This is a genomic window from Parasphingorhabdus sp. (genome assembly GCF_036568145.1).
Lineage (GTDB): Bacteria > Pseudomonadota > Alphaproteobacteria > Sphingomonadales > Sphingomonadaceae > Parasphingorhabdus.
The window spans coordinates 242,538-262,955 of sequence record NZ_DATCTC010000031.1; the positions used below are offsets into that span (position 1 = coordinate 242,538).

General features: G+C 53.2%; 16 protein-coding genes. 2 read left to right on the forward strand and 14 right to left on the reverse strand.

The genetic code is table 11. The features are described 5' to 3' along the window. Positions 1-6: 6 nt before the first annotated feature. From VIN76_RS12690 to VIN76_RS12705, 4 genes are read right to left on the reverse strand one after another with little or no spacing between them, the layout of a single operon-like run. Positions 7-1,170, reverse strand: a complete 1,164-nt coding sequence (locus tag VIN76_RS12690; protein ID WP_332042219.1) for a thiolase family protein — start codon at positions 1,168-1,170, stop codon at positions 7-9. After that, positions 1,167-1,562: a Zn-ribbon domain-containing OB-fold protein gene (locus VIN76_RS12695; protein ID WP_332042220.1), complete on the reverse strand. Its 396-nt coding sequence runs from the start codon at positions 1,560-1,562 to the stop codon at positions 1,167-1,169. Before VIN76_RS12695 ends, VIN76_RS12690 begins: the two co-directional genes overlap by 4 nt. Continuing rightward, entirely contained in the window at positions 1,559-2,956 is a 1,398-nt protein-coding gene (locus VIN76_RS12700) for an MFS transporter (protein ID WP_332042221.1), read from the reverse strand. The genes VIN76_RS12695 and VIN76_RS12700 overlap by 4 nt, the downstream gene beginning before the upstream one ends. Next, complete coding sequence (locus VIN76_RS12705; protein WP_332042222.1) at positions 2,953-3,744, reverse strand: SDR family oxidoreductase; 792 nt, start codon at positions 3,742-3,744, stop codon at positions 2,953-2,955. The genes VIN76_RS12700 and VIN76_RS12705 overlap by 4 nt, the downstream gene beginning before the upstream one ends. A 116-nt stretch (positions 3,745-3,860) precedes the next feature. Between VIN76_RS12705 and VIN76_RS12710 the strand changes: the two genes are divergently transcribed. Then, positions 3,861-4,541 (forward strand): TetR family transcriptional regulator, encoded by a 681-nt coding sequence (locus VIN76_RS12710; protein WP_332042223.1) that lies wholly within the window; start codon positions 3,861-3,863, stop codon positions 4,539-4,541. Here VIN76_RS12710 and VIN76_RS12715 read toward each other — a convergent pair whose 3' ends face one another. The 7 genes from VIN76_RS12715 to VIN76_RS12745 all read right to left on the reverse strand — a co-directional run bounded on the left by VIN76_RS12715 (position 4,542) and on the right by VIN76_RS12745 (position 12,727). Beyond that, complete coding sequence (locus VIN76_RS12715) at positions 4,542-5,372, reverse strand: coniferyl-alcohol dehydrogenase (protein WP_332042224.1); 831 nt, start codon at positions 5,370-5,372, stop codon at positions 4,542-4,544. 110 nt (positions 5,373-5,482) lie between these two features. Beyond that, positions 5,483-6,856 carry a phosphotransferase family protein gene (locus tag VIN76_RS12720; RefSeq protein WP_332042225.1) on the reverse strand — a complete coding sequence of 458 codons (1,374 nt, stop codon included), beginning with the start codon at positions 6,854-6,856 and terminating at the stop codon, positions 5,483-5,485. Between the two features lies 1 nt (position 6,857). Next, entirely contained in the window at positions 6,858-9,062 is a 2,205-nt protein-coding gene (locus tag VIN76_RS12725) for a CaiB/BaiF CoA-transferase family protein (protein ID WP_332042226.1), read from the reverse strand. Between the two features lie 3 nt (positions 9,063-9,065). Continuing rightward, complete coding sequence (locus VIN76_RS12730) at positions 9,066-9,494, reverse strand: Zn-ribbon domain-containing OB-fold protein (RefSeq protein ID WP_332042227.1); 429 nt, start codon at positions 9,492-9,494, stop codon at positions 9,066-9,068. 4 nt (positions 9,495-9,498) lie between these two features. Further along, entirely contained in the window at positions 9,499-10,716 is a 1,218-nt protein-coding gene (locus VIN76_RS12735) for a thiolase C-terminal domain-containing protein (RefSeq protein WP_332042228.1), read from the reverse strand. Between the two features lie 77 nt (positions 10,717-10,793). Further along, positions 10,794-12,020, reverse strand: coding sequence for an alpha/beta fold hydrolase (locus VIN76_RS12740; protein ID WP_332042229.1), 1,227 nt, complete (start codon positions 12,018-12,020; stop codon positions 10,794-10,796). Next, positions 12,017-12,727 carry a FadR/GntR family transcriptional regulator gene (locus VIN76_RS12745; protein ID WP_332042230.1) on the reverse strand — a complete coding sequence of 237 codons (711 nt, stop codon included), beginning with the start codon at positions 12,725-12,727 and terminating at the stop codon, positions 12,017-12,019. Before VIN76_RS12745 ends, VIN76_RS12740 begins: the two co-directional genes overlap by 4 nt. A 132-nt stretch (positions 12,728-12,859) precedes the next feature. Between VIN76_RS12745 and VIN76_RS12750 the strand changes: the two genes are divergently transcribed. Then, on the forward strand, positions 12,860-13,975 hold the full coding sequence (locus VIN76_RS12750; RefSeq protein WP_332042231.1) for an amidohydrolase family protein: 1,116 nt from the start codon (positions 12,860-12,862) through the stop codon (positions 13,973-13,975). A 43-nt stretch (positions 13,976-14,018) separates the two neighbouring features. Here the strand turns inward: VIN76_RS12750 and VIN76_RS12755 are convergent, their stop codons facing one another. The 3 genes from VIN76_RS12755 to VIN76_RS12765 form a co-directional block, all read right to left on the reverse strand. Next, complete coding sequence (locus VIN76_RS12755; protein ID WP_332042232.1) at positions 14,019-15,275, reverse strand: MFS transporter; 1,257 nt, start codon at positions 15,273-15,275, stop codon at positions 14,019-14,021. Between the two features lie 80 nt (positions 15,276-15,355). Next, complete coding sequence (locus tag VIN76_RS12760; RefSeq protein WP_332042233.1) at positions 15,356-17,716, reverse strand: TonB-dependent receptor; 2,361 nt, start codon at positions 17,714-17,716, stop codon at positions 15,356-15,358. 245 nt (positions 17,717-17,961) lie between these two features. Further along, positions 17,962-20,334 (reverse strand): TonB-dependent receptor, encoded by a 2,373-nt coding sequence (locus VIN76_RS12765; RefSeq protein ID WP_332042234.1) that lies wholly within the window; start codon positions 20,332-20,334, stop codon positions 17,962-17,964. Positions 20,335-20,418: the final 84 nt, after the last annotated feature.

Here is a 20,418-nt window from a genome sequence, read left to right on the forward strand (position 1 = left end):
TCCGCCTTAGTCTTTCCGCAACAACATTGATCCAGCGATAAACCCGCCACCCATGCCGCAAACAGCGCTCTGAGCATTGGTGACCTGACGCGCACCGCCATCGCCCCATAATTGAGTGCAGGCTTCATGGAGCAAGCCGAAACCGTGCAGACGGCCACCGGATAATTGACCGCCCCCGGTATTTACCGGAAAGCGTCCACCCGGTCCGATATTACCCTCCGCGATGAAATCCTTTGCTTCGCCGTGGCCGCAAAAGCCGAACGCTTCGAGCCAATATGGCACGAAAATGCTGAAACCGTCATATAGTGCAAGCACGTCGATATCTTTAGGTTTCATATCGGTGCGTTTCCACATATCAGCGCAGGAATCATGTGCACCCATCGTAGTCAAATCCGCGCGCTGGTCCCATGTTTCCTGTGACTCCAGCGCCGCGCCCATCGCCTCTATAACCAGTGGCTTGCGGGCGCAGTCTTTTGCTGCATCAGCTGCGGAAACGATAATCACGCAAGCACCGTCAATGGGTATATCACAATCGAACAAACCTAGCGGAGTGGAGATCATCCGGGCTTTCAGATAATCCTCCATCGTCATCGGTGACTGCATAACCGCCATGGGGTTGAGCTGTGCAAAAGCACGTTCCCCGGTCGCTATCATGCCAAGATGTTCGCGGGTCATACCGAATTCGTGGAAATATCGCGTCGCCATCCAGCCAGCCCAGTTAGATGCCGACATTGCGTTTGCGGGTATCAAATAGCTGAGCCAGCCGTCCATACGCGCTTTGCCTGCGCCCGCGATACTAGCGCGCCTGGTGGCAGTCTGTGAGCTGCTTTCCGTGAGCGCGCGAAAGCAAAGCACATGTCGCGCCTGTCCCGTTAAAACTGCCATCGCAGCGACCATAATCGGTCCCATCTGGGACGGACCGTCAGGAATGGCGCTATGCCAGCGCGTTTTAAGGCCAAGCGCATTACGCACCTCCCCGGTTCCGAGGGGTGACATTCCGGGGGAATTGTCTGTTTTTCCGGGATATGTCGAAATTCCATCTATATCATCTTTGGTCAGGCCCGCACATTCCATTGCGCGTTTTGCAGCCTCGACAAGATGCGCCATTGCCGGGCGATTGGTCTTGCGACCAATGTCCGACATCCCCACACCGGTTATAGTAGCTTTCATAATACTGGCTCCCATTGCGGAAACCAGACATCATCGACGTTCATGAAACTGACGCGCATCTGCTGACCGATGGTGATTGAATCTGGGTCAGCGTTTACGACTTCGGCGGAAACTCGCACGCCGGGCGCACCATCAACATCGACAACGGCAAGTGCAAAAGGCACTTTCATATCGGGGGCCCAAGGCTGATGATTGACGGTGTAACTGTAAACAGTTCCTGTGCCCGACACTGGTTTACTTTCAATTTCTTCGCACCAGCACTGAGGACAGATGAGTTGCGGCGGATGGATAGCAGAGGCACAATCCTTGCAAAAAGCGATCATCAATTTGCCGTTGGCTCCCCCTGTCCAGAATGCTGTATTCTCAGCGGTTAATTCAGGTAATGGTCTCATTTGCTATCCTTTGTCTGAAGGGTTCGCGGCAGTGCAAAGGCGACAAGGATCGCCAGGCCACAGAGCGCTATAATAGCTATAATCGTTAGCTGGTACGCATATGGTGAGGGGTAGGTTTCGGTTCCCTTTGTCACGACATCTACTGCCAATAAGGTCGTCACCATCTGCGCACCAATGCCAAGGAACAATTGCCGGATTACGGTCAACATGCCTGAAATCTCGCTAATCCGTCCGGGCGGTGAGGCATGGGCAATGATTGTAGGGGCAACAGAAAACAGCATTGTCGCACCAAAGGAGATGACGATTAGCTCGGCGACGACTATCGTGAAACTGCTCGTATCCAGCAAGGCCAGAACCCAGCCTGTCGTCGTTATCAACCCGCCGATGACGAGAGCATTTCGCCCTCCCCCTCGTCCCGCAAGCCACCCTCCCAGGGGGCCTGCAAAGACCGAACTGATATTCGATGGCAACTTTGCCAATCCCGCCATTGTCGCTGTAAGACCAAGCCCGGCGACGGTCCATTTAGGTGCTTGGAGCAAGAGAGAGAAAAACACAGATATCTGGAGCGTGCTCATCGACACCAGCGCAGTTACAGCGCCGCCAATCGCAATAGTACGGTTCCCGAAACTGCGAACCGCGATCAGCGGGTTGGCGCTGGAAAGACTACGGTATAGCCACCATGCTATCAATGCCAGCCCCAAGGCAAGCGTGCCAAGGGACCAACTACTGGTCCACCCCCAATCCTTGCCGGTACTGAAATAGATCAGGACTAACGCCACACCGGGTGCAAAAGCCAGGCCAGAGATCCAGTCTACAGCTGGTCCCGCCAACTGCCGCACTGATTTCGGAACAAAGCATATTATCGAAACAGCGGAAACTGAACATAGTAATGCACTCGCAAAGAAAATACCGTGCCAGTTAAACTGATCCACGATCATGCCACCGACAATAAGCCCCGCAGCCGTTCCAATTGACGCGCCGGATATCATCAGCCCGATTGCCATTGGCGCACGGTCCTTACCTAGGTTTTCGTGCACCAAACCGATAGAAAGGGGCAAGATTGCGCCGGTAACGCCCTGCATCAACCGGCCAGCCAGCAACACTCCAAAATTTTCCGATAAGGCGCTGATAAGCGACCCGATCGCACCTATAGCCAGCACAGTGACCAGTGTCTGACGTCGCCCGTACATGTCGCCGAGACGACCGACAACCGCTGCAATCGCCGCACCAACTATCAAATAGCCGGTGATTAACCAGCCAACCAGCGCAGGATCGCCAAATTCCTCAATCAGCTTTTTGAGTGCCGCCAATATCATCGCGGTTTCGAAGGAACCCGTCAATTCAGCGATCCAGAGCGCCCCAATCAGCAGAGTTAATTTGCTGCGGGCTATCACTCGCTCTCACCCAGCACGGTCTTTGCCTTTTCAGGAATTCCTTCGCGCGCGGCACGAACCTCGATCAGGTCCACACCGATATCGGCTGGCAGGCCAATAGTTGCCACTAATGCCTCAGCCATGGATTCAGGTGATGCAGACGCACCGGACATGGATGCGTGGCCTGTTTCCATAATTTTCTTGAAGAAAGCCTCTGTCGTTTCCTGAGTCCATAAACTGCCGCCAGATCCGCCCGATACCGAGCCTGATCGCAAGATTGTGATACGGATATCTTCCGAGCGCAGTTCCTCGCGCAGGCCGTTGCAAAGTGTTTCAACCGCTGCCTTGGTCGCAGCATAAAGCGCAAGCATCGGAAACGGCATACGCACCGATTCACTACTAATGGTGATGATTTGCCCCTTTGTTTCACGCAGGTGCGGAATGGCCGCACGAATTAGCCAGGAGACGCCAAGAATATTGACGTTAATATGCTGGAGGATGATGCTGTCATCGGCATCTTCAAAGGCAAAAGGGTGAAAGATCGCCGCATTGGCAACCACGACATCTATACGACCAAATTTCTCGACCACTTGGGAAATGGCGCTATTGACCTCATCCGAAACAGAAACATCACAGGGCAAAGCCAAAACGGAGTCGCCATGCTCCTCAGCAAGCGAGACCAGTTCGTCCGATGGTCTGGCCAGACATGCAACGCGAATACCTTCCTTTACCAATGCGGCGACAAAATGCCGCCCCATCCCCTTGGAGGCACCTGATACTACCGCAACCTTTCCAGAAAATTTCCCCATTCTTGATCCTCACCCACAGAGTTTTTAGATTATCGAATTGACGGTATGTCAATTTTTTGCTTTTTCGCAAGTCTGCTGTTATCAAAACAGTGAAAAAACGGGGTCAGGATGAACAATTGACAGAAGAATCACACGCATTGGAACAAATTTCCGTTGCCAATGAGAGCTATCCTCGAAAACTGGGTAACAAAGGCCAGCGTACCCGGCAGCAGTTGATTGACGCAACAGTCAGTCTGCTTGAAAAAAATGGGCTTAGGGATGTTTCAGTAGCCGATGTAGCGCGCGCCATTAACTCGTCACCGGCGACCTTCTACGTTTATTTCAAAGGGGTGCCGGAGGTCGTGCTGGCCGCATTGGAAAATGCTTCGCAAACTTCACCCGAGCTTGAGGCGTTGATCAACCGCGACTGGCTTGCGCCGGGCGCTACCGAAGCAGCGCTTGCATTTGTCGAATGCTATACTGAATTGTGGAATCAAAACCGGAACATCTTCGCCGTCCGCAACCTCGCGGCGGAAGAAGGCGACGAACGGTTTTATGAAGCCCGGATGCAACAAGCACGGCCAATGATGGTGGCCATCAGCGAGCAGGTCAAACGGGCGCAAGAGGCGGGACGCATACCGGCCAATCTCTCACCAAATTCCTGCGGCGGAACTATTTTGATGATGCTCGAACGGCTTGCTGCTATCGGCCCTGTCAGTGAAGGCAAAGACGGCGTCAGCTATGCCGAGTTAAAGGCCGCTGCAGCGTATCACATAGCGATGATGCTTGGCGGTGCAGGCACAGGTGACGCAGCCTGACTAAGCCTCCGCCATTGCTTCCGCTATCATCTTTTGCATATCTAATACACCGGTTGCCAGGCCACCCGCCAAACCGGCATCGACAGGCAAGCAAACGCCGCTGATAAAACGAGCTGCATCGCTGTTAAGTAGAATCAGAGGCATGGCCTGTTCTTCCGGGGAGGAATAACGCCCCTTCGCCTTTGCAAAAGCGCCCAGAACCGCATCACCGGCGACTTTCCTAAATTCACCAAGCATAGGGGTATCGATGGGGCTTGGCATGGTGCAGTTAATCCGTATGTCACGGGCGATCAGCTCAGGTGCACTCATCTGCGTCCACGTATTTATCGCCTCTTTCGATAATGTATAAGGGTCTCCCACTTCCTCGGCACGATCCAGATACCATTGGCGTGCCTCTGTGAAATCGGTAAAATCCATAAACTCACGAACAAGCGGTTGGCGGCTAAGATAGCCCATGCCTGCCAAAGAGGATACCGAAACGATGGCTCCTCCAGAATTAATATTGGGCAGCCAGCCTTCGGTCCATGCCCGAATGCCCAGAAAGTTGACCGTTACAACGTCTTCGCCAGGAAAAGTTTGAGGCAGGCCAGAGATGTTGAATAACGCATCGACCTTGCCACCGATCTTGGCGATCCCGGCAGCAATTGAATCGGGTTTTTTCAGATCAACTTCCGTAAAACTAGCCAAGTTGACTGGCGAAGGTTTGATGTCTGCGCCATGCACTTCCGCGCCCAGATCGACCAATGTCCGCGCACAGGCCTCACCGATGCCTGAAAAGCAGCCCATGACGACTACGCGCTTGCCTTCGTAGCCCAGAATATCAGTAGCCATACATCCTCACCTTCGTTATTTTTCGTTGGAAATCTAAGATAAACTAGACCGATTAGGCCGACAAGACAAAAATTGACGCTTCGTCAAATATGTCATTCCAGTGGCGAATATTATTCAAGCGGGGCAAAAGATGTTGCGGCCAAACTGCCCATCGCGTCGGACATCAGCGCCGCTTCACGCATTTCATGGGCATTGCACAAAATGATGGCGCGATCGCTCTCAATACGTTTTTCTGCAACAGCATCACAAAAGGCCGACCATGCTGCGCTATGGCCTGCGAAACCCTGATCCAAAGCAGATTCAATCTCGCTCTTTTCAGTCGAGTCAAATACAGGTCCAAAGCGTTCAATCGCTCGCCACCATTTAATCAGTCGCGCCATTCCCTTAGCTTTGACAGCGGACTGTTGATCAGAAAGGCGCGGCAAGATTGTATCGCGGATATCATCCAGCGCGATTCCGTAACTCCGGTCGTATTTGCCAGGTGGTGCTTCGGGAAGCGTTGCAGGCGGCAGGTCAACACCCGCAGCATCAGCTAGCGCTTCAGACAGAACCCGCCGGTGGATCGTCGAATAAACAAGATTCATACCCAGATTCGGCGGAGGCGGTGCCTCAGGGTCGTGCAAACGGGAACGGCGTGCAAATCCCGTTTGAAACAACAGGCGCCAATAACGCACACGTGGCAAATCAACAGGATATCCGCCTGCTTCCTCATAGGCTGAAAAGGCTTCAGGAAGCGGCACAAAACCCTGGAACAACATACGTAGGCAGAGCATCGCGAGATCAGCCATTGGATCGCCGTAGTGAACGAGCTCCCAGTCGAGTAAAGCTGTAACCCGATCTCCCTCGAAGAGGAAATTACCCGGGCCCGCGTCTCCATGAACAATTACCGGATCGGGCATGTCGGCGGGAATATTCGTCTCCAGCCAGTCCAGCGACAAGTGGATTAACGGATCCCATCCCTTGCCGCTATTTGCTGATCGCAATCTGGCAATTTGCCGCTTAATCAGTTCCGATGCCGGTTCGACCTTGCCCATGCCATCAACCGGCGTAACCGCAACATCAATCCGGTGCAGGGCAGCAAGTTGCCCTATGAAATCCTTCGCGAGCGTACTACGCTGCTGTAGGTCGGTCAGCCTGCCAAAGCTGTCATCACCCGTCACTAGGCCACAAACCAAAGCCCGCTGTTCTGGGACGGATGCGAAATAGGGTGCCACACGAACACCCGCCGAAGCCAGTGGCCCAGACAGAGCGCGCAGCACCGCCGCTTCACGCAAGAAAGCAGCATCATCGCCAGCTCCCGCCTTGTGTACATCATAATTCATATAGGCGCGTGCTGTACGATTGTCTGGCCATGCGAGGTCAAGCTCGGCACCGTCTCGCGATGCTCCGCCACCGCCACGCGGTCTGACCGCTGTTATACGCGCACCGCTTGCCGCTTCGACGGCAGCAGCAAGACCTTCTGGCAAGAGATCCTCAGTTTTCATATCAGCCAATGACTTTCTGTTCGCGAAATGCTGCGATCTCGGCGTCTGAATAACCAATCTCGCGCATAATCTCATCACTATGCTCGCCAATATCAGGGCAGCATCGTTTGAAAACGACCGGAATATCGCCAAAGTTCCAGAAGGCACCGGGCTGTTCGACTATTCCATAGAGCGGTTGCGGCAGAACAGAGATGAGGTTCAGTTCACGATTGAGCGGATCGTCGAAAAACCTGTTCATGGCATTTTCAAAATTGACTGGATCACATGGAACATTGACCGCTTCCAGTGCTGTGAGCAGGTCGGCGGAGTTTTGGCTCCTGACGGTTTCCGCAAAGCCTTCTGCACTATCTCCAAGAACGGAATGCAATGCCTTTTTCTGCTCCGGTTTGTGCGCAGCGACCGCGACCCAGTTACCATCCGCACATTCGAAAATCCGGTGATATGGTGAGAAACCTGTCTGGTCACTTGTCAGGTGATAGGTTTCAGTAAGTTCGCCGTCTGCGGTAATCAACCGTTCGCCCTGCGTAAGGGCAGCAACCCCTAACAAGGATGTTTGCGTTGTATAGCCTTGCCCGCCCGCACGCTTGGCATATAGCGAGGCCATGATTTCGACGAGGCAGTTTTGAGCAGCAGTGACATCCATTGTACCGGGACGGTTGAAAACAGGCCGATTGCCTTCCCCTGCGTTTTCAAACTCCCAGCCGGCAAGGGCGTTGAAGATAGAATCATAACCCGGCCAGTTACCGCACTCGCCCTTTTGGCCATAGGCGCTGACATAGTTGAAGATTACATCTGACTTATATTTGCGGATTCCCTCTTCGCTCAAGCCAAGTTTTGTAGCGCCCTTAAAGCGCATATTGTGGTGAACAACCTCTGCCCATTTCACCAGCCGCTCAAGAATTGGCTGCGCCTTTGGGTTTGTCAGATCCAGCGCCAGACTGCGCTTGCTACGCGATGCGGCTTGATAATAGCGATGCATGAAACGAATACGGTCACCGGTGAGCGCTTCGACCTTTATCACATTAGCCCCCATGTCGCCCATCATTGATGGACCTAATGGACCCGCAAGGAACATTCCCAGATCGAGGACACGGACGCCCTCAAGCACCTCCGTAGGAGACGCGCCTTCACCAGTTGCCGAAGGCGGAGGAGTCCAGCCGCGATCGCCGCCTTCACCAAGCCTTGGAGCGGGGCGGCCCTGCGGCAATTCGGCGTCGGTATGAAACGGAACATTGGCCTGAATTGTCTTGCCAAAGTCGGGGTCATCGACCTCTATGGCATAGCGATTTGCTTTCACCTCCGGATGGTGGAGCATTTCGCCCATAGGATAGGCAGGCTCGGCCGCAATATCGGCGGCGCGTAGATCAGCCAGCCAGCTTTCGAGCGGGCGGCGTTTGAACGCTTCGTTCAAGCCCTCGGGCGTGTCAATTTCGGCACCTTCCGCCAAAACGTCCCACATGGTCGGCATCGATGCAAAATCAAATTGCCGCGACGGGTCCATTACCTGTAGCCAATCACCGCCCTCACACTGGAATAATTGGATCGCAGTCGGCCTTGCCGCATAAGGATAGGGATCAGTATTGGGCATCGGGCCTTTGCTGTTGCGTGCCCAGACAAGGGGCAATGTCGATAAAAAGCCCTGAAAAATTGAAGTGTGCGCTGCGCCGCCAGTTCCCGACTGAAGCCGCATGACCAGACGAGCCAATATGCCGGATGCGGCAAGATGCGCCGCTGCCCAGCTGCCCTGCTGATAGCGATAGACAATCGGCCCCGCGCGGTGGCCGTCATTTTCATACATCGCGCCAACACGGGCCGCGACAAGCAATTCGTCGTCAGACTGCTCCACGTCCGGATGATTATAGGGAGAGCCGGTAATGCCGCAGATAACGAGCCGGGGATGCGAAGCGGTAAGGCTGACATCATCAAGCCCAAGCGCGTTGGCCTGTTTCGGCGTGAATTGGTGCAATATCACGTCGGCACCTGCCAGATGCTCGTCCAGCGCAGCCCGACCTTCAGAACTGTCGAGGTCAAGAACAAGACTGCGCTTTCCGCGATTCCAGCTGGCAAAAGGCGCTGTACCACGCGCGGGATCACCGCCGGGTCGTTCAATTTTCAAAACATCCGCACCCAGTTCGCAAAGCATAAGCCCCGCTACCTGAACCGCCATTGCTTCTCCAATTTCAACTATCCGGAGATCATTGAGCATGGGTCAGGCTTTCCGAAAGTTGGGCAGGACCCAGTCGTCCTGAATCGGGGTCCAATCAACGGTCACTTTCATACCGATATGGACGTCCTCGGCATCGCAACCTGAGACATTGGCAATCAGGCGCGTGCCCGGTGCACCGTCAAGATCGACGACGACGGGAACATAGACGTAATCTTCGCCATTTTTCGGATTTTTATTGCAAATTGCATAGCTGAATATTGTGCCCGTTCCCGGAAGCGTGGGCCATTTTTTTTCGCGGCTGCCACATTCCGGGCATACTGCAGTTGGCGGCATCCGGAAATGGCCACATTCACCGCATTCGCATGCTGTTAATTTATGCTCCTTGGCTGCTTGCCAAAAAGGTTCTGTATCCGGGTTTGTGCTGATCGTGATTTGATCACCGGGAAGCGCTCTTGCAGGACCGTAAGTCATAGGTTCAATCCCTCCGCAGGATAAGGCTGGAAACTGGAAGCGAAGCTGGGCCGCCTGAAACAAGCGCGAACTCGGCATCCTTCACTTGGTTGATTGCAGTGCCGCGGACCTGCTCGACGCCCTCAACGATATGGGTCATGCCGATAATATAGGCCTCGTTCAAATTACCGCCGTGGGTGTTTACCGGAATACCGCCATTGACCCCCTTTCCGGTCTCAGCATCATAACGCAACTTACCAGAAAGGACATAATCATTGCCCTCCCCTTTTTCGCAAAAGCCGTAATCTTCAAGCTGCATCAACACCATCGGGCTAAAATGATCGTAGAGCAGCGCGACATCCATATCTTTCGCACTAAGACCCGATTGCGCCCAGACACGATCAGCCGTGAAATTGTGCCCCGAACTCGCAAAATAGGGATCAGGCATACCCATCCACGCAAAGGCACGGCCCCATTCCCGTTGTCCGCCATGCGCGCAGGCATGGACAACAGCAGGCTTGTGCCGGCAGTCTTTGGCGCGATCCATCGTGGTCGTAATGACCGCAACCGCTCCATCAGTTTCAAGGCAAAAGTCAAGACGCCGAAGCGGATCCGCAAGCATTACCGATGCATCATATTCCTCTTTGGTCAGCGGATTTCTGCGTACCGCCTTTGGCCGGTTGTGGGTATTGGCACGCGTGGCCATCACAACTTCACCAAACGCATCCTGCGTCGTGCCATAAAGATGCATGTGGCGCCGTGCCAGTACGCTCATCAAATGGCCGGGACCGACTAGGCCGGACGGCTGAAGAAAACTGTTTTCCGGACTAGGCGCGGCGGATCCAAAGACGACACCAAGCCGGTGCTGCGGTAATTGCTGCAACGCCATCAGCGTCACCGAATAAGTGCAATCCTCGTTCATCAGGCCTGCGGTTGCAAGGCCGATCGCTCCGGGACAACCGCCCCCGCCACTGGTCAGCGATGCTGAAAAGCTGACATGCGGCATACCCAAAGTTTCCATCAGGCTGGCGGTATCAAACTTGTCCAGATAGCCTGCACCAGCGGTTGAATAATAGGAGAAACCGTCAATTTGTTTGTGGCTTATCCCTGCATCTGCGCAGGCATTCATAATCGCCTCGGCCGCCATATCGTTGATCGTGCGCGGCCAGCTTTTTCCGCGAACATAATAGTCGGTCGCCCCGACCCCGACGATCGCAGTCTTATCTTGATTTGCCCAAGCCATGCGGCTTCCTCTCTTTTCTTCGATTCTCAGTTATATAACTAGGTTTCATATGATCGTGCAGACAACTTGTCTAGACGTCAAGCAAAATGCAACTTCCGGTATTTACCTCGAAAATAGAGCAGCGGATCACGGCGCGGTTCAAAAATCGCCTTTAATACACGGCCAACAAGGATGAAATGATCTCCGCCGTCGTGGATATTCTGACGTTCACATTCAAAGCTGCTCAATGATCCTTTCAGCACCGGTGTGCCATATTCTCCAACTTCCCACGGCGTTGCTGCAAACCTGTCTTCACCCTTGCCCGCAAAACGGTTCGAGGTCGGCTGCTGTCCGATTTGCAAGACATTGACAGCGAAGCGTTCAGCTTCCCGCAATACCGGGGCACTCCCTGCGTCATTCGCAATACAGACAAGCAATAATGGCGGGTCGAGCGAGACGGACGTAAAGCTGTTCGCAGTCAACCCGATTGGCGTCCCATCGGGACCGATAGCCGTGACAACTGTAACGCCAGTGGCAAAACAGCCCAGTGCATCGCGAAAGGTGCGTGCATCGGACCCTTCCCTATATTCGGGCGAACTTCTGGGGGCGCGGCGCTCCAGAAAATCGATAAGATGCGAACCCAGCGCGTCGATACGATCGTCAGTGACGACCATTGCAATGTCATCAATCTCGGCCAATTCGCCTTCCGGTAGCTGAGCGACAAAGTCAGTTGCATCCGAATGCGAGGCCAGCTTGCTGATCCCGCCGCGCACATAAAGCGTTGGTACAGTGATATTGGCGGCAACCCCGGTAAGGCGCTGCGTCATATCACTTGTGTCCAGCGCCTCTAATAGCCGCGCATCCCACTGCGCCTGATCCGGCATAATATTTGATGCTTCACGCAGGCGCTTGCCAATCCTTCCCAATATATCTGGATCAGGGTTGACCGGTAAATCGACCAGAACCAAACCGGATGCCAGTAAAGCAGCCTCGCGCTCCAGTGCTGCACAGGCAATCCAGCCGCCAAAGGTCGAAGCCACAACAACAGGCCGTGTGCCCATTTGCGCTAGAACCGCTCGCAAGTCTTCGACAAAGGCTTCGAAATCATAACGGGCATCTTCCGGCCATTCACTGCCGCCATGCCCCCGCAGATCAAGACTGATAACCCGGCGTCCGGCCCTTTGCAGCCCTTCTGCCAAGCTGGCCCAAACCTTGCGGGTTTGTCCTGCCCCATGGACCAGCAGAACCGCCGGATCATCTTCGGCCCCAAGGGCCTCCGCCTCTATACGGGTCCCGGCGAACCCGCGATATTCAACAATATTCATACGCCATTATCTCCGGATATGCCGCCTAATTGCAGCCACTGGTCAAACTTACTCGTCCGTCGCCGGACCATCAGTCGAGCGATCTCGCAATCGCCGTCAATGATGGCATTCAGAAGGTTGCGTTGCATCTCCGCCGCCAGAATACGTCGGGCGGGATCGCTGTAAAGACCGCTGTTGCGCTCACTCAGCCCAAAACTATACCCAATCTCCATCACCAGTTCGATCACCGGATTGCCGCTGATCCGCGCAATTATCCGCGCCACCTTTACATCGGCCGCAATAGACTCACGCGGCCCATCATCAACGCCAATGGCCTCAATCAATTCCGTCAATTGCTCGATATCCGTTTCTGTCCGCAGCTTCGCAGCTGTGGCAGCCGCTTCTTCAAATACCAGCTTCGTAACCTGCATCACGTTGCCCAGGTTGGCTCCGCGCAGCCGCAAAAAGCGCGTCAGCGATTGGATAGCATCACTCGCGTCCGGGCGTTCGGCAAAAAAGCCGCCCTTCGTGCCGCGCCGCACACTAATCAAACGGTCCCGCTCAACCATCTTCGCAGCCTGCCGAAGCGTCGGACGGCTAACCCCCAGCTTTTCCAGAAGGTCGTTTTCCGCACCAAGATAATCGCCGGGCTTTGCAGCGAGGCTCATATCGACAAGCGCACGCGCCGTTCGGCTGGCGAGCGTTTCATTCAAAGGTTGGAAATTCATATCCGCCTCCATAACAGGTATCTGTTTAGGCAAGAAATTTAGCATTGTCGAGATATATCTTGCTCTTACTTGTATAACTAGGTATTTATTATCACATAAATTAGATCAAACCGAGTCGAAGAGGATATTGTAATGAAACCCTTTATATTTAGCGCTGACAGTCACATCATGGAGCCTGCGGATATATTTCTGGAAGGGCTTCCAGCCTCGCTCAAGAACCATGCCATCCATTCACGTAAGGAAGGTGATTATCTGATCACCGGCACTAAAGATAAGATCATCTATCGACTACGCGTCGGACAGCACCGCGAAAAGGCACTCGGCGACAACGAGCGGCGCGGAATCCGTGAAATTGACGGCAGGCTTGAAGATATGGAGCTTGAGGGCATCGATGCAGAAATCTGCTTTCCCTCGCTTGGCCTGTGGCTCTACGCGCTCGACAATCCCGAAGCCGAAGCAGCTTCCGCCCGGCTATATAATGATTGGAACAACAGTTTCCTTGGCGGTCACAAAAACCGCTTCGTTCGCTGTGGCATGCTGCCTGTTCTTGATTTTTCGAACACACTTGCGGAGCTGGATTATCTTGCTTCAAAAGGTTTTACCGCAGCGATGCTGCCAGCCGTTTCTCCGCCTAATCTGCCCAAATATAATGACGAGGTTTGGGATCCCATTTTCGCGAAGGCCGCAGCGCTGGGTATTGTATTCGTCATGCATACCGGCACTGGCCTTGAATCCGTAGTTATCGAACGCGGACCCGGAGCCGGAATCATAAACTATACCAACCAGATGACCGACGCGCAGCAAAGCGTAATGTATCTTGTGTCGGGCGGAGTGCTGGACCGCAATCCGGGTGCCAAGGTTGCCTTCATCGAAAGTGGCGCAAGCTGGCTTGTCGCCTTGGCCGAGCGTATGGATGAAGTGTCCGTCGCGCATGCGAACTTCGTCCATCCGAAACTGAGCCGCGCACCGAGCCAGATTATCGACGATCAGGTTTGGGCAAGCTTCCAACACGATCGCGCATGCATTACAGCGGCTGCGGCGGGGCTTCCCGGCGCAAAGAATGTCATGTGGGGTTCGGATTATCCCCATGCAGAGGGAACCTTCCCCATCAGCCGCCGTGTCGTTGACGAGATTTTCGAAGGTCTAGACGTGACCGAAGAATTGCGCCGCGACATCCTTGGCCTTAACGCAGCGCGCCTGTTCGGATTGAAACCCGAAGTTGCAACAAGCGCCACCGTCACTGCCTGACCCGCAGTTCAGTCAAGCGTCAAGCGATCCAGAGTGCCGCGATCTAGGCTTCCTCGGCGATAGGCTTCGCCGTCAAGCCCGCCATGATCGCGGCAATCCCCCCGACCAACAGACAACCTGACAGGATTGCCAATGTAGGCTGAAGCGAAAGCTCCCCATAGGCAGGCGTGAACGCCTTGCTAAGATAACCAGCCACAGTGCCACCAAGGCCGACCCCTGCAAGACCTATAAACATGTTGATGGTCGCCGATGTCATCGCACGCATCTGTACCGGCACCTGGGCAAAACAGAGCGAGATGATCGGACCGAGGTGCAGTGTCATCATGAACTTCACAACAACAAAACAGCCAAGCGCCAGATAAGGATTGCTCGTCAGTGCGAAACCGACGCCAAAGGGAAAGGACGCCAGCAGTCCTAACCCTGCGAACCATCCGTTGAAGCCGGGGTTAGCCTGACCAAAGCGGTCGCTGACCCAGCCCGCGACAAGATTGCCAAGGACAAGACCCGCCGCCATTGCCCCGCCAAGCCAGAAACCCGTCTCGGTTTTGTCCATATCATGGACCCGCAGAAAGAATGACGCTCCCCACAATATAAACGCGAAGCCGGTAACCGGCACCATGCATAACAGCAACGCGACCCAGCGCAGTGACGTACTAGCAGCCATGGTACGCAGCACGTCGCTGATGCTGGTCTGTGACGGTATGACGGGGTCCACAACACCGCGCCGGCGTGGCTCCGCGGCGAGCAGATAGACAAGTAACCCGACGGCAATACCCGGCAGTCCCACAATCAGGAAAACGGCGCGCCAACTATACCATTGTGACAACCAGCCCGCGAGTGCCAGCCCGCCTGACAAGCCAACAGCATTTGCGGCAAGCATGATCGAAATAATCGTTGTGCGTCGATCTTTCGGGAAAATATCAGTGAGCAAGGACAGCCCTGCAGGACCTGCGCCAGCCTCCCCTGCAGCAAGCCCGATACGTGCGAGCAACATCTGCATAAAGTTTTGCGCAAATGCCGACAGCGCTGTTGCCGCGCTCCAGACCGAAACGCATATCGCAATCACAAGACGGCGATCACCGCGATCGGCATAACGCGCAATCGGAAAGGCAGCGAGCGCGTAAAAAGCAGCAAAAGCTATGCCGGTCAGCAACCCGATCTGACCGTCGTGAAGGCCAAGCTCGTGTTTTATATCATCTTGGAACAGCGTGAAGACCTGCCGATCAACATAGCTGAATATCGCGACGATCACGAGCAATCCAAGAGTTAAGCCGCGGCGGCTTGACGGTTCCGATGCCATATTATTCCTTTCCCGGATAAAAAAAGGGGGAGGTCCGGTTACCCGTCCCTCCCCCAAGGCCCCTTGGAGAGTCCAGTTGTCTAAAACTTCATGCTGGCGGTCACACCATAGCTACGCGGTTCATTATACGAGGTACCGATATAGATATTGCTGAGCAGGAGCGTATATTGCTGCTCCTGATCGTTAGTGAGGTTTTTACCCCACAGCGCCAGTTCGTAATTCCGTTCTGGCCCAAAGCTGAGCGCAAGACGGGCGTTGAGGATGCCAAGTGAATCTGAATCCGCAGCGGCTTCTACTATTGCAGCCTGTTCCGGAGTAAGGCCAAGACCACCAATTTCCGTTGAACCATAAAGATACGGAGGTATTTCGAATTGTGGCATTTTGCCCTGCCAGGCGTAAACGACATTTGCATCAAGTCCGACGCTACCAAGGTCCCTGCTATAGGACGCACCGACCGAAAATTGCTCTTCAACGATGCCAGCGAACCGATAATCAGTCTTGTCGACCGGTACAATGACCTGGCTACCAGACGGCCCCGACACTGCCCGTCCTTCATAACGGGTATATTTGGGATCGGTGAGAGCGCCCGAAGCGAAGACAGTGAAGCCATCAGCCACTTCAAACGACGCATCAGCTTCCACGCCCCAGGTTTCGGTATCGGCATTTTCAATCACTGTCTGGCTCAGACCATCCGGGGCAAGAACTGGTGTACGTTGTGCACCCTTCACCTTGTTATGGTATCCCGCGATGTTAAAGCTGCCGCGCCCGTTAAAGAACGTGGTCTTGATACCGACCTCTTGTTCATAGACAATTTCGGGTTGCGAAGGAATCGAGTCCGACAAGGTAAGCGTACGAAGTTGCAACGCACCTGAACGATATCCCTTACTGTGCTTGGCATAGATCATGATATCATCGGAAACATCAAAATCGATACCCGCAGTATAAGAGAGGTTCGTAAATGTCTCCTGGTCACGACGCAGGCAAGGGATCGCTACCGTAGCTGGGCTACAGGAAACGAACGTGTCGGTATTTTCCAGAACATTGCCTGATTGTGTGGTCAGCCTGCGATCATCGATCGAATATCGCAAACCACCGGTAACCCTGAGCCTGTCGGTCAACTCATAGTTGACCTGACCATACATGCCATAGCTGTCGTTATCGATCGTGCCGCTGAAGTTTGACCAAATGTTCGGGCCAAAAAGATTCGAACGCGACTGGTCAAAGCCGGTTTCACGAAAATAGGTGAGTCCGGCTGCAAAATTCAAACGGTCATCGAAAGCCATTCCTGTTGCTTGCATTTCAGTCGAATATTGTTTCAGATCCTGAGTACCGCCAGTGAAATGACCGACGACGCTTGAGCCATCGAGATCGATCAGGTTCTCGCTCTGGATACCACGATAGCCGTTGATCCACCGCACTTCGCCGAAGCTGGTTTCAAGGATGAACTTGGCCATATAGGTTTGGGTCTTGGTTTCGTTGAAAGCACCGCGTGGGTCTGCACCCGCAACCAAGGATGGCGAAGTGACCGCCACAAGATTAGGATTGCCATCGAAACGTGCGCGTTCATCCGCAGCTACCCCATCAAGAAAAGCTTTGGCTGGACCGAAGGCTGCCGGGGCATTGAAGAAAAGATTTTGCCTGACAGGACCATCTATATCCGTATCATACCATTCACCGGACAGGATAATCTCAAGATTGTCTGTCGGCATCCAGCCAAGCTTGACACGGCCGTTAATTGTCTCGCGCCCTTCATATTTTTCGCCTGTATTGATGTCGGTCTTGTAACCGTCACGTTTTTGGTAATAAAGCGCGCCGCGGATCGCGACATTGTCTGCAAGACCAAGGTTAAGCACCGCTTGCCCTGTGCGCTCGTCGAACCGGCCATAGGTCGCGCTAATCTTGCCGGAGATTTCGTCGTAACGCGGATCTGCGGTTTTGATAAGAACAGCGCCAGCCGAAGTGTTGCGACCAAATAAAGTGCCCTGCGGACCTTTCAGGACCTGCACATTCTCAACATCGACAAGCTCGGTGTTAAGCCCATAAGCGCGCGCGATATACATTTCGTCAATATAGGTGCCGACCGATGGTTCAAGCGTCGCGATATTGTCGTTCTGGATTTGCCCACGCATAGCAAATGTTAATGCGGTCGGGTTATTACCTGCGCCGCGAATATTAAAGCCGGGGGTAAAGGTCGCAATTTCGTCAACCTTCCCGATGCCTTGCTCTGTGAGCTTTTCGCCGCTGAATGCGGTGATCGCGATGGGTGTATCCTGAATTGCAGCATCCTGCTTGGTGACCCCGATGACGACAATCGCATCACCATCATAACTACTTTTCTCTTCAGTGTCTTGTGCATTAGCCGAAGTTGATGACAGCGCCAAAGCTGCCAACGAAACTGTAGCGAGCACCCGAGCCGAATCAAACTTATGGTTTAAAATCATAGCCAGTATCCTCTCCGTGTGAGTATCCTTAATGCCTCACTGGCTACTTGTATAACTAAGTTGAATAGGACAGACAAGTGACTTTAAACGATAACGGGAAAAAGTGCCTAACCAATTGTTTTACAACGTTTTTATTACTCTACCTACGCCTTGCTCCGCAGGCGGGAGTGAATAAAAAAAGGGGAAGTCCGTTTACCGGATCTCCCCCTATATTAGTCTATTCGTGAGACAGATGCCTGATAAGATTAAAACTTAATCGTTCCTGTAACACCGTAGGTTGCCGGTTCGTTATAACTTACACCCACATAATTGAGGCCACCCACGAAGAGCGCAAGGTCGGTTGCGCGTTCATCAAAAATATTACGGCCGAAAAGGGCAATTTCATAATTGTCGTTATCACCAAAAGCCAGCGATGCACGAACATTGGTAATACCAATGGCCCGCGTAGTTGTAGCATCCAGGATCGCTTGCGCATCAGCAGCGCTAAAGCCACCGCCTCCGGGCGCTGTCACCGGTGCAGTCAACCGCTCAAACGTCTGGTCACTTTGTTGATATTTGCCTTGCCATGCATAAATCGCATTCAGGCCCAGTCGTGCCATACCAAGGTCTGCCGAATAATTGGCCCCGACCGAGAATTGTTCTTCAACAATACTGGTAAATTCCAAATCCGATTTGTCATTAGGTGTAAGCACACCCCCTTGCTCAACAAACCCATTATAGCTTTTATATTTTGGATCTATAAGCGAACCAGCTGCGGTCAAGGTCAACCCGTCAACCACCTCAATCGCCAGATCGGCTTCCATACCCCAGGCTTCGGTATTCGCATTTTCAAGAACAGATTGGCTAATACCATTTATGGGCAAAATGACGCTGCGCTGCGCACCTTTTACCTTGTTATGGAAACCGGCAATGTTGAGCCGGATACGTCTATCCCAAAACTGGGTTTTAAGTCCGATTTCCTGCTCATGCACAATTTCAGGCTGAGCCGGTGCAGTGTCATCCAACGTCAATGAACGAAGCTGTTGAGCGCCGGAGCGATAACCTTTGCTGTGTTTTGCATATACGAGGATATCATCGGAAATTTTATAGTCGAGGCCCGCCGTATAAGAAAGATTCTTGAAGGTATCGCTGCGGGAGCGATTACAGTCTTCAGCCGTCAGCGTACCAGCAAGTACCAGGTCAAATTGGTAGGATTGCGGCAAACAAACTGCAGGGACAGTTCCGTTTAACGGATATGCGGCTGATTGTGCAGTGATCCCTTTGTCATCAATTGAATAACGCAAGCCACCGGTAAAGCTGAGTGCATCATTGATATGATAACTCGCTTGGGCGTACATACCCATGGAATCATTATCGATCGTGCCTTTGAAGCCGGACCATATCACATCACCATTGGTCGAAGACCGGGAACTATCAAAGCCGGATTCATTAAAATATGTGATCCCAACCGCATAATCCAGTGCATCGTTCAGCCCTTGACCGGTCAACTGGAGTTCCGTGGAATATTGCTCCAGAGTCTGGACTCCCTGAGTAAAATGGTTTCCTGTCACGGTAGAAGAACCATCGAGATCAACGAGGTTTGAACCTTTGATTTTGCGGTATCCGTTGATCCACTTGATTTCACCGAAATCGGTTTCCAGCGACACTTTTGCCATATATGTTTCGGTCTTCATCTTATTTTGAAGGCCTTGGGCAGGAGCGCCGGGAATTGTCGAAGGATCGGTTATAGCAACCAGGTCCGGATCACCGCCCATCGCCGCACGATCAGCCGCAGCGGGATCGAAACCGGTCAAGCCGAGATTGTAAAACAGATTCTGACGTGTTGGCCCTGCGATCTCGCCATCATACCATTCACCGGAAAGCAGGATTTGCAGCGTGTCAGTGGGCTGAAAAGCCACTTTAACTCGGCCATTCAGGGTTTCACGCCCCTCATATTTCTGGCCAGTGTTCACATCGGTCTTGTAACCATCGCGCTTACCATAAAGGATCGCACCGCGAACTGCGATCGAATCGTTAAATCCCAGATTGAGAACCGCGGTACCAACGCGCTCGTTAAACCGGCCATAAGTACCTTTGACCATCCCGGAAATTTCATCATATTGGGGATCATTGGTCCGGATCAAGACTGCACCAGCAGAAGTATTACGACCAAATAATGTGCCTTGTGGTCCCTTAAGAACCTGAAGATCGGAAACGTCGAGCATTTCCGAATTCATCCCATAGGAGCGGGCGACATACATTTCGTCCAAGTAGACGCCAACCGATGGCTCCAGCGTCGCAATAACATCATTTTGCACCTGGCCGCGCATCGAAAGCACAAGGGCAGTAGGATTACTACTACCGACGCGCATATTGAATCCGGGGGTAAAGGTAGCGACATCGCCGACCATTTGAATGCCTTGCTCTTCCAGAGCCTCACCAGAAAAAGCCGTGATCGTGATGGGAACGTCCTGGATGTTTGCGTCTTGTTTGGTGACGCCTGTCACCACAATGATATTTCTATCAAGCTCATCCTCATCAGAGGACTGAGCGAAAGCCGGCGCAGCCGAGATGGCAATCGCACCGATTGACACTGCGGCAAACAATCGAGCAGAAACAGATTTATTCTTTAATGTCATGAAGTTATCCTCCCGTTAAAAAAATGGACATCTTTGTCTTCGCTAGTTGTATAACTAGGTTGCACAGGATGAACAAGTGCCTTT

What these genes read in the sequence shown, in the direction of transcription:
- VIN76_RS12690 (WP_332042219.1), bottom strand. Translation starts at nt 1,170, where the DNA reads ATGAAAGCTACTATAACCGGTGTGGGGATGTCGGACATTGGTCGCAAG.
- VIN76_RS12695 (WP_332042220.1), bottom strand. Translation starts at nt 1,562, where the DNA reads ATGAGACCATTACCTGAATTAACCGCTGAGAATACAGCATTCTGGACA.
- VIN76_RS12705 (WP_332042222.1), bottom strand. Translation starts at nt 3,744, where the DNA reads ATGGGGAAATTTTCTGGAAAGGTTGCGGTAGTATCAGGTGCCTCCAAG.
- VIN76_RS12715 (WP_332042224.1), bottom strand. Translation starts at nt 5,372, where the DNA reads ATGGCTACTGATATTCTGGGCTACGAAGGCAAGCGCGTAGTCGTCATG.
- VIN76_RS12720 (WP_332042225.1), bottom strand. Translation starts at nt 6,856, where the DNA reads ATGAAAACTGAGGATCTCTTGCCAGAAGGTCTTGCTGCTGCCGTCGAA.
- VIN76_RS12725 (WP_332042226.1), bottom strand. Translation starts at nt 9,062, where the DNA reads ATGCTCAATGATCTCCGGATAGTTGAAATTGGAGAAGCAATGGCGGTT.
- VIN76_RS12730 (WP_332042227.1), bottom strand. Translation starts at nt 9,494, where the DNA reads ATGACTTACGGTCCTGCAAGAGCGCTTCCCGGTGATCAAATCACGATC.
- VIN76_RS12735 (WP_332042228.1), bottom strand. Translation starts at nt 10,716, where the DNA reads ATGGCTTGGGCAAATCAAGATAAGACTGCGATCGTCGGGGTCGGGGCG.
- VIN76_RS12740 (WP_332042229.1), bottom strand. Translation starts at nt 12,020, where the DNA reads ATGAATATTGTTGAATATCGCGGGTTCGCCGGGACCCGTATAGAGGCG.
- VIN76_RS12745 (WP_332042230.1), bottom strand. Translation starts at nt 12,727, where the DNA reads ATGAATTTCCAACCTTTGAATGAAACGCTCGCCAGCCGAACGGCGCGT.
- VIN76_RS12750 (WP_332042231.1), top strand. Translation starts at nt 12,860, where the DNA reads ATGAAACCCTTTATATTTAGCGCTGACAGTCACATCATGGAGCCTGCG.
- VIN76_RS12755 (WP_332042232.1), bottom strand. Translation starts at nt 15,275, where the DNA reads ATGGCATCGGAACCGTCAAGCCGCCGCGGCTTAACTCTTGGATTGCTC.
- VIN76_RS12760 (WP_332042233.1), bottom strand. Translation starts at nt 17,716, where the DNA reads ATGATTTTAAACCATAAGTTTGATTCGGCTCGGGTGCTCGCTACAGTT.
- VIN76_RS12765 (WP_332042234.1), bottom strand. Translation starts at nt 20,334, where the DNA reads ATGACATTAAAGAATAAATCTGTTTCTGCTCGATTGTTTGCCGCAGTG.